The following is a 9,411-nucleotide window of genomic DNA, read 5'->3' on the forward strand; positions in this document are numbered from 1 at the left end:
CCAGGGATGTTGACCCAGGGGTTGGCGTCGTCGTTGGTGAACCGGTAGATCGAGTGACCGGAGTTGACCCCCCACACATTGCTCCGCGACCCCACCGAGATCCTCGACAGACCCCCGGAAATCCCCTTCCAGTGGGACGACCCCTGGTCCCCGGTGTAGCGGTAGATCTGGTTGTTGGCGTTGACACCCCACACCGTGCCATCCGCAGCAGCACTGATGTCCGTCAACCCACCAGGGATGTTGACCCACGGATTGGCATCGTCATTGGTGAACCGGTAGATCGAGTGACCGGAGTTCACCCCCCACACATTGCTCCGCGACCCCACGGAAATCCTCGAAAGAACACCAGAAATCTGCTTCCAATGAGCCATGACACCCATCTCTGTTCGCTGGGAACATTGCATCGAGCCACTCAGGGAACTACACAGTGCGATCACCTGGGGGACAAATGGGAGTTCGGGGTCAGGACAGCGGAGTTCGGGTGAAAAACTGTTCTTGGAGAACAGCCGTATCAGCCTTGTGCCTTCCGGGTCCCGAGTCATTGTGTGACTCCGGTACGCCGGCGCTCCGCAACCGCCCGAGGGGCCTGGGGAGTTCGCCCCGCCCCCTCCCTGGATCGCAACTTCCACTGGGATGCCCGAGCGAGGAGATCCGGAACCCCCTCGGACCTGATCCGGCCAATATCGAGGAATCATCTTCCGAAGAAAGGCATGCGTGATAGGGGGCGGAGAATAATTCAGAGAGGCAGAAAGGGAAGATATCGACAATATATATTCATGTCACGACAGCTGAGGCAAAGGGCAGGGCCTCCGTCAGCCGTCGGCCCGGGTCCGACGCGCGCGCTCGGTGTGGCGCCGGACCTTGGTGCGGTTGCCGCACACCCTCATCGAGCACCAGCGGCGGCTCTGGTTCTTGGAGCCGTCCCAGAAGACCCAGCGGCAGGTGTGCTCGGCACAGGACTTCAGCCGCACCACCTGCCCCGTGATCACCAGTTCCACCCAGTCCAACGCCAGGAGGGCGTACGCGCGGCGCACCGGAGCCAGCCCGGGCTCGGGCACCAGGACCGGCCGCCCCCCGGCAGCCGATGCCAGGCTGACCAGAACCGGAAGCTCGGCGAGCAGGGCGTCGGCCCTGGCGAGGTGGTGCGGGGCGGGTTCCTCCACCGGCGCGGACAGGACCTCCCGGATGCCGGTGCGCAGCCCCAGACACATCCGGTGGTCTGCCTCGTCCACCGGGACGCCCGAGCCGATCAGCCCCTGCTCCGCGAGCCACCGCCGCAGTTCCCCCGGGGCGGCCAGCTCGTCCCTGCCGCTCTCCAGGTCGAACGTGTTCGCGAACAGCTCGATCCGCTCCGCCGCGCGCGGGCGCTCCATGGTCCTCCCCTGAGACAAGGCAACTGTCGAAGCAACTTCCCTGGTTAGCAAGTGTATACGAATCTCGAATCCTACGAGAGGAAGATCCGTGCAATACTGACTACCAAAAGCCCTTTGGAGGTTTTTCATGGTGGTGGGCACAGCTCCGATCCCCTCCGGAACCAGCGCTCGGAACACCGGGATCCTGGTCTCCTTCACCGCCGTCACCAACCTGGCCGACGGCGTGCTGAAGATCGCCCTGCCCCTCCTCGCGACCCGCCTGACCGACTCCCCCGGCCTCGTGTCGGCCGTCGCCATGGCCCTGACCCTCCCGTGGCTGCTGACCGCACTGCACGTCGGCGTCCTGGTGGACCGGTTCGACCGCAGGCGCCTCCTGTGGATCGCCGACGCCGTCCGGGTGGCGGTCATGGCGGGGCTCGCCGCCGCCCTGGCCGCCGACTCCCTCGCCCTCCCCCTCGTCTACGCGGGCGCCGTGGTCCTGGGCGTCGCCGAGGTCGTCGCGTCGACCTCGGTCGCCGCGATCGTCCCCTCGGCCGTCGCACCCGCGGGGCGCGAGCGGGCCAACGCGTGGGTGGCCGGGGCGGAGACCGCCTGCGGCGAGTTCGCCGGCCCTTTCGTCGGCGGCCTGCTGGTCGCGTTCGGCGCGAGCGTCGCGCTCGGCGCCACCGGTCTCGCGTTCGCCCTCGCCATGGCGGTGCTGGTTCTGCTCGTCGGACGGTTCGCTCCGGCTGCCGGCCCGCCCTCCAGCAGCGTCAACGCCCGCATCGCGGAAGGCCTGCGCCATCTGTGGCAGAACCGCTTGCTGCGCGGCATGGCCCTGCTCATGGCGGTGCTGACCGCGTGCTGGGGCGCCTGGCTCGCCCTGATGCCCCTGTACGCCACCTCGGTGATGGGCCTGGACGAGCGCGGATACGGCATCCTGCTCAGCGCGCTCGGCGCCGGGGGCATCGCGGGGGCTCTGGGCGTCACCTGGATCAACCGGCTGCTCGGGCAGCGCTGGTCGATGTTCGCCGATTTCCTGGGGACGGCGGCGATGGTGGCCGCGCCCGCGCTCACCGCGAACCTGTGGGTGGTGGCCGGAGCCGCGTTCCTGGGAGGCATGGGCGGAACGCTGTGGACGGTCAACGCCCGCACCATCGGACAGCGGGTCGTCAGCCCCGGCATGCTGGGGCGCTACAGTTCCGCCGCCCGCCTGTTCGGGTGGGGCGCGATGCCGTTGGGAGCCGGTGCGGTCGGGCTGCTCGCGGAGTTCGCGGGCACGGAAGCCGCGTTCGGCGTCTTCGGTGCCGCTGCCCTGCTGGCGGTGGTCCCCTTCCTCCGCGTGGTCACCCGGGAGGCCCTGGCTGCGGTCCCCGAGCACCGGTGACCGGCCGGAACGCTCCCCGGCGTCACGGCGAGCAGGCACGCGATGCCACAATGCGAAGTGTGAGACACCAGAACTCCGCACAGCACGATCCAGCCCAGGACGCCCCCACGGTGGGCCCGCCCAAGACCAGCGCGGCGGGCCTTCCCGCGGTGCTCAACAGCGTCCGCCAGGTCGGTGAGCACGCCGGGGTCCGGCGCGGGCTGCCCGCGATGCTCGCCATCAACCAAAAACGCGGCTTCGACTGCCCGGGCTGTGCCTGGCCCGAGGGGGACAAGCGGCACACGGCGGAGTTCTGTGAGAACGGTGCGAAGGCCGTCGCGGAGGAGGCCACCTCCCTGGCGTTGACCGCCGAGTTCTTCGCCGCGCACCCGGTCGCCGAGCTGGCCGAGCGCTCCGGCTACTGGCTCGGGCAGCAGGGCCGTCTGGCCCAGCCGATGTACCTGGCCGAGGGTGCCACCCACTACGAGCCGGTGGACTGGGACCGCGCCCTGGACCTGGTCGCCGAGGACCTGCGGACGCTGTCCTCGCCGGACGAGGCCGTGTTCTACACCTCGGGCCGCACCAGCAACGAGGCCGCGTTCTGCTACCAGCTCTTCGCGCGGGAACTCGGCACGAACAACATGCCGGACTGCTCCAACATGTGCCACGAGTCGTCCGGCTCCGCGCTCACCGAGACGCTGGGGGTGGGCAAGGGAAGCGTCTCCCTGGACGACCTGAAGAAGGCCGACCTGATCATCGTCGCCGGGCAGAACCCCGGCACCAACCACCCGCGGATGCTCTCCGCGCTGGAGAAGGCCAAGCGCTCCGGTACCCGGATCATCACCGTCAACCCGCTGCCAGAGGCGGGCATGCGCGAGTTCCGCAACCCGCAGAAGGCGGGCGGGCTGCTCGGCCGGGGCACGGAGCTCACCGACCTGTTCGCCCAGATCCGGCTGGGGGGCGACCTCACCCTGTTCTCCGCGGTCAACCGGCTGCTGCTGCAGGCCCACGAGCGCGGGGAGGAGGTCCTGGACCGGGAGTTCATCGCCGCACACACGCACGGGTTCGAGGAGTTCTCCAAGGACCTGCTGGCCGAACCGGACGAGGAGTTCTGGCCCCGGGTCGAACGGGCCACCGGCCTGGAGCGGGACCTCGTCGAGCGGATCACCGCGATGGTCACCGGGTCCGAGCGCATCATCGTGTGCTGGGCGATGGGCCTGACGCAGCACAAGCACTCGGTGCCGACCATCCGCGAGGTCGTCAACTTCCTCCTGCTGCGCGGCAACGTGGGGCGCCCGGGCGCGGGCGTGTGCCCGGTGCGCGGGCACTCCAACGTGCAGGGCGACCGGACGATGGGGATCTTCGAGCGCCCCTCCGAGGCGTTCCTGGACGCCCTGGGCGCCGAGTTCGGGTTCGAGCCCCCGCGCGAGCACGGCCACGACACCGTCAACGCCATCCGCGCGATGGCGCGCGGCGACGTGCGGGTGTTCTTCGCGATGGGCGGCAACTTCGTGGCGGCCACGCCCGACACCCTGGTGACCGAGGACGCGATGCGCCGCGTGGGTCTGACGGTGCACGTGTCCACCAAGCTCAACCGGTCGCACGTGGTGACGGGGGCGCGTGCGCTGATCCTGCCCGCGCTCGCGCGTACGGACCGCGACCTGCGCGGCGGCGAGCCGCGGTGGGTGACGGTGGAGGACTCCATGGGTAAGGTGCACGCCTCCCACGGGGTGCTCCCGCCGCTGTCGGAGGGCATGCGCTCGGAGGTCGACATCGTCTGCGACCTGGCCGGGAGGGTGCTGGGCGAGGAGCCGGTCGCGTGGTCGCGGCTGTTCGACTACGACCGGGTGCGCGAGCACGTGGCGGCGGTCGTGCCGGGGTTCGAGGACTTCAACGCGCGGGCGCGCAAGCCCGGCGGGTTCACCCTTCCGCACGCGCCGCGCGACGACCGGCGCTTCCCCACCGAAACGGGGCTGGCGAACTTCACGGTGAACGGCACGTACGCGCCGGAGGTGCCGGAGGGGCGGCTGCTGTTGCAGACGTTGCGCTCGCACGACCAGTACAACACCACGGTGTACGGCCTCGACGACCGGTACCGGGGTATCACCGACGGCCGCAGGGTCGTGCTGGTCAACCCGGAGGACGGCCGTGAGCTGGGACTGGAGGACGGCGCGTACACCGACATCGTGAGCGAGTGGCGTGACGGGCGGGAGCGGCGTGCGGCGCACTTCCGGGTGGTGCACTATCCGACGGCGCGCGGGTGCGCGGCGTCCTACTTCCCGGAGACGAACGTGCTGGTCCCGCTGGACTCCACGGCGGAGGTGAGCAACACCCCGACGTCGAAGTCGGTGGTGGTGCGCTTCGAGCCGGACTCGGAGCCGAGCGGGTCCTAGGGTCCGCTCGGGGCTCGGAACGGCTCCCGGACGGCCACCGTCCGGCGGCGTTCGAGCCGTTCGGTTTCACGCTCCGGCGCGTGATGGGCCCCGTGGCCGGCGTCGTCGGAGCGGGCGGTCGGCGCTGCCCCGGTCCGCTGTCCCAGGGGGCGGGCCCGGTATCTTTCGCGCATGCTGTTCCACGTGCACGCCGAGGACCGCCCCGGGCTGGGGACCGAAATGTTCGACCTCGCGGAGGAGCACTGGTCCTACATGGACCGGTTCGACGCCCGGCTCGTCCTACGGGGCCCCACCCTGTCCGATGACGGGGAGGAGCACACGGGGAGCATCCACGTGGTCGAGGCCCCCGACCGCGCCGCCGCGGAGCGGTTCGCGACCGAGGAGCCCTACTGGTCGGCCGGGCTCTACGCGGGAGTCACCGCCGTCCGCGCGGTCGTCCTGTTCGACCGCGGGCCGGAGTCGGACCCGGACGCGGCGGAGGCGCCCCACACGCTGATCACCGGTGAGTGGGCCCCGAGGCCCCACTCCGGGGGCGGGTCCGACCCGCTGCCGCCGGCCACCGGCCCCGGTGGCCGCCTGCTCTTCGCGGCGCTCCTCGTCGACGACGGCGGATCCCACACGAACGGAATGATCGCGGCCGTGCGGGCTCTGCCGGACGAGGCGGTGGAGATCGTGCGGCCGTTCGCGGATCGGCTCGCGGGCGCTGCGGTCGCGCTGGCCGCACAGCGCTGGTGCCGCGGAGGACGCAACTAGGACACCGCGGACCGACCGGACGGTATGTTATCCGGGCCCCGGTGCCCGGGCGGTTGGAGGCCCGTTCGTACCCTGGTGCGATGCCAGCTATCTACCTCATCCGCCACGGGAAGGCCTCACCGGAGGCCGAGGACTACGACGAGTTGAGCCCCACCGGCTACGAGCAGGCCCGACTGCTCGGCGCCGAACTCAGGCGGCGCGACCTGCGGGTCGGCACGGTCGCCACGGGGGCGCTGCGCAGGCAGCGGCAGACGGCGGAGGCCGTCCTCGCCGAGGCGGGCATCGACGCCGCACGGGCCACCGACCCGCGGTGGGACGAGTACGACCACCTGGGCCTCCTGCACGCCCATCCCGCCGGCGAGGGGTCCCTCCAGGACCGCTTGGACGCGGCCCTGACCTCGTGGATCGGGGCCGGGGGCAGCGGACCGGGCACCTGGGAGGGCTTCCGGAGCGGGGTGCGCTCCGCACTGTCCGACCTGGTCTCGGGTCTGGGACGGGGAGAGACGGCGTTGGTGTTCACCTCGGCCGGGGTGGTCGCGACGGTGTGCTCGGCCCTGCTGGGCACCTCCCCCGCCGGGTTCCTGGCGATGAACCGGGTGGTGGTCAACGGCTCGGTGAGCAAACTGCTGCACGGGCGCGGCGGCACCCAGGTGCTGTCCTTCAACGACCACGCCCACCTGGAGCAGGGCGGCCCCGGGTTGATGACCTACCGCTGACGTGGGGCACAATGGCCACAGGCTGGTCGGTGCCATCTTGCGGGTGGTGCCGACCAGCTCCATGTCCGGCGGGTCCCCCTCCCCCGGGTTGTCGCTCCCGATCCTGCCGGTGGCGCCCCACCGGCGCCCACCGGCCGCGACGGAACGGGTACCACCGCCGGCCGAGGACGGCCGCCGGAGCGTCTCCGACGGGTCGGGGCGACGGCGGGGCACCCGCTCACCGGCCGTCGAGGGGCCCGGTTCTCAGGCGTGGCGCTCGGCGTCGCGCCGGAGCACCGCGCGGAGGGCGAGTTCGTAGCCGAACACCCCGCACCCCGCCACGTACCCGGCCGCGACGGGCGCGGTCACCGACGTGTGCCGGAACTCCTCGCGCGCGTAGATGTTGGAGATGTGCACCTCCACCACGGGCACCTCCACCGCGTCGATCGCGTCCCGCAGGGCGATGCCGTAGTGGGCGTAGGCGCCGGGGTTGAGCACCACGCCCGCCCAGTGGCGGGCGGCGTGGATCCGGTCCACCATCACGCCCTCGCTGTTGCTCTGCGCGCACACCACCTCCACCCCCAGCTCGACGCCGAGGGACACCACTCGCCGCTCGACCTCCTCAAGGGTGACGGTGCCGTACTGCTCGGGGTCGCGGGTGCCCAACAGGTTGAGGTTGGGACCGTTGAGCAACAGGACGGTGCGGGACGGTTCGGCGGCAGTGGGCATGGGCCAGGGCTCCTTCTGGGGTCGGTCGCCACCAGCCTAGGACCTCGACGGGCCCCGTGACCCCGGTCACGGGGGGCACCCGCAGAACGGATAGCATACCGACCAGTCGGTCAAAGATCCTGAGGAGGCGACCGTGGAGTCCACCCTGCTGTCCGCGCGTGACCTGCACTTCCTGCTCTACGAGTGGCTCGACACCGAGGCCCTCACTGCACGCCCCCGCTACTCCGACCACTCGCGCGAAACCTTCGACGCCGCGCTGGAGCTGGCCGAGCGCGTGGCCACCGACCACTTCGCCCCGCACAACAAGGCCAACGACGCCAACGAGCCCCGCTTCGACGGCGAGCGCGTCCACGTCATCCCCGAGGTGCGCAAGGCTCTGGAGGTCTACGCCGAGACGGGCCTGGCCGCCGCCGGGATGCCCGCCTCCGTGGGCGGCGCGCAGATCCCGCAGGTCGTCTCCAGCGCGTGCGGCGCCTACTTCCAGGCCGCCAACCTGGGCACCTCCGCCTACCCCTTCCTCACCTCCGGCAACGCCCGCCTGCTCCTGGCGCACGGCAGTCCCGAGCAGGTCGACACGTGGGTGCTCCCCATGGTGGAGGGACGCTTCACCGGCACCATGTGCCTGTCCGAGCCGCAGGCGGGCAGTTCCCTGGCCGACATCACCACCCGGGCCGAGGAGGACGGGGAGGGCGGCTACCGGGTGTTCGGCAACAAGATGTGGATCTCGGGCGGCGACCACGAGCTGACCGAGAACATCGTGCACCTGGTCCTCGCCAAGCTCCCCGGCGGACCTGCGGGGGTCAAGGGCATCTCCCTGTTCGTCGTGCCCAAGTACCTGGTGGAGGCGGACGGCTCGATCGGTGAGCGCAACGACGTCGTCCCCGCCGGGCTCAACCACAAGATGGGGTACCGGGGCACCGTCAACGCCCTGCTCAACTTCGGCGAGGGAAGGCACACCCCCGGCGGTCGGGCCGGTGCGGTCGGCTACCTGGTGGGTGAACCCCACCAGGGCCTCAGGTACATGTTCCACATGATGAACGGCGCCCGGATCGGTGTCGGCGCCGGTGCGACCGCCGTCGGCTATACCGGCTACCTGAAGTCGCTGGCCTACGCGCGCGAGCGGCTCCAGGGGCGGCCCCTGGGCGACAAGGACCCCGCCCGGCCGCAGGTGCCCATCATCGGGCACACCGACGTGCGGCGGATGCTGCTCGCGCAGAAGAGCTACGTGGAGGGCGCCCTCGCCCTGGTGCTGTACTGCGCGCGGCTGGTGGACGAGGCGGCGAGCACCGACGACGCACGTGAGCGCGAGCGCGCGAACCTGCTCCTGGACGTCCTCACGCCGATCGCCAAGAGCTGGCCCTCGCAGTGGTGCGTGGAGGCCAACAGCCTGGCCATCCAGGTGCACGGCGGGTACGGGTACACGCGCGAGTACGACGTGGAGCAGCACTACCGGGACAACCGGCTCAACCCGATCCACGAGGGCACCCACGGCATCCAGGCCCTGGACCTGCTGGGGCGCAAGGCCGTTCAGGACGGCGGCGCCCGGCTGGCGCTGCTGGTGGAGACCGCGCAGCGGACCGCGGAACGCGCCCGGGAGCTGGGCGGGTCGGAGGCCGACTACGCGGAGATGCTGTCGGCCGCGCTGGCGCGGACCACGGAGACGGCCGCCTCCGCCTGGTCGGAGGGCGACCCCGCGGTCGCGCTGGCCAACGCCACCCCCTACCTGGAGGCGGTGGGCCACGTGGTGGTGGCGTGGCTGTGGCTGGAGCAGCTGGTGGCCGCGCACGGACGCACCGGGGGCTTCTACGAGGGCAAGCGCGCGGCGGCGGCGTACTTCTTCCGCCACGAGCTGCCCCGCACGGGGCCGCAGTTCGACCTGGTGGCGTCCCGCGACCGCACCGTCCTGGACGTGTCCCCCGACGTGCTCTAGCGAGCGATGGGTGTGGTGCGAGGAAGACCCGGAGGTTGGTGAGCGGCGCACGTGGCGGCCAGGATCGCTCACCGCTTCCGGGTCGTCCCGCCGTCGTGCGCGGCGGGTTCGGTGACGGGGGCCGGTGGTCGACCAGAGCACGCCCGGACGGGGTGGCGTAGGCGCGGCGTGGCCGCCCGGGCCGGTGTCGTCC

General features: G+C 71.3%; 8 protein-coding genes. 5 read left to right on the top strand and 3 right to left on the bottom strand.

Annotation, left to right across the window (positions count from 1 at the left end; translation table 11 throughout):
- Together ACFWTE_RS28865 and ACFWTE_RS28870 are read right to left on the bottom strand one after the other, a co-directional pair.
- Positions 1–404: tectonin domain-containing protein (locus tag ACFWTE_RS28865; protein WP_378783079.1), on the bottom strand; the 404-nt coding region annotated here is incomplete at its 3' end.
- Between the two features lie 408 nt (positions 405–812).
- Positions 813–1,373 (bottom strand): CGNR zinc finger domain-containing protein, encoded by a 561-nt coding sequence (locus ACFWTE_RS28870; RefSeq protein ID WP_378783080.1) that lies wholly within the window; start codon positions 1,371–1,373, stop codon positions 813–815.
- Positions 1,374–1,500: 127 nt separating this feature from the next.
- On the opposite strand from ACFWTE_RS28870, the gene ACFWTE_RS28875 reads away from it, so the two are divergent.
- From ACFWTE_RS28875 to ACFWTE_RS28890, 4 genes are all read left to right on the top strand, one after another.
- A complete protein-coding gene (locus tag ACFWTE_RS28875) occupies positions 1,501–2,739 on the top strand; it encodes an MFS transporter (RefSeq protein ID WP_378783081.1) in 1,239 nt (412 codons plus the stop codon).
- Positions 2,740–2,789: 50 nt separating this feature from the next.
- Positions 2,790–5,111, top strand: coding sequence for an FdhF/YdeP family oxidoreductase (locus tag ACFWTE_RS28880; RefSeq protein WP_378783082.1), 2,322 nt, complete (start codon positions 2,790–2,792; stop codon positions 5,109–5,111).
- A gap of 171 nt (positions 5,112–5,282) precedes the next feature.
- A complete protein-coding gene (locus tag ACFWTE_RS28885; RefSeq protein WP_378783083.1) occupies positions 5,283–5,864 on the top strand; it encodes a YciI family protein in 582 nt (193 codons plus the stop codon).
- 80 nt (positions 5,865–5,944) lie between these two features.
- Entirely contained in the window at positions 5,945–6,580 is a 636-nt protein-coding gene (locus ACFWTE_RS28890; protein ID WP_378783084.1) for a histidine phosphatase family protein, read from the top strand.
- Between the two features lie 243 nt (positions 6,581–6,823).
- Here the strand turns inward: ACFWTE_RS28890 and aroQ are convergent, their stop codons facing one another.
- The gene (gene aroQ / locus ACFWTE_RS28895) at positions 6,824–7,288 is read right to left on the bottom strand and encodes a type II 3-dehydroquinate dehydratase (RefSeq protein WP_378783085.1); all 465 of its coding nucleotides are present in this window, start codon (positions 7,286–7,288) and stop codon (positions 6,824–6,826) included.
- Positions 7,289–7,421: 133 nt separating this feature from the next.
- Between aroQ and ACFWTE_RS28900 the strand changes: the two genes are divergently transcribed.
- The gene (locus tag ACFWTE_RS28900) at positions 7,422–9,218 is read left to right on the top strand and encodes an acyl-CoA dehydrogenase (protein WP_378783086.1); all 1,797 of its coding nucleotides are present in this window, start codon (positions 7,422–7,424) and stop codon (positions 9,216–9,218) included.
- Positions 9,219–9,411 lie beyond the last annotated feature (193 nt).

It is taken from the genome of Nocardiopsis sp. NPDC058631 (genome assembly GCF_042716955.1).
Taxonomy (GTDB): Bacteria; Actinomycetota; Actinomycetes; order Streptosporangiales; family Streptosporangiaceae; genus Nocardiopsis.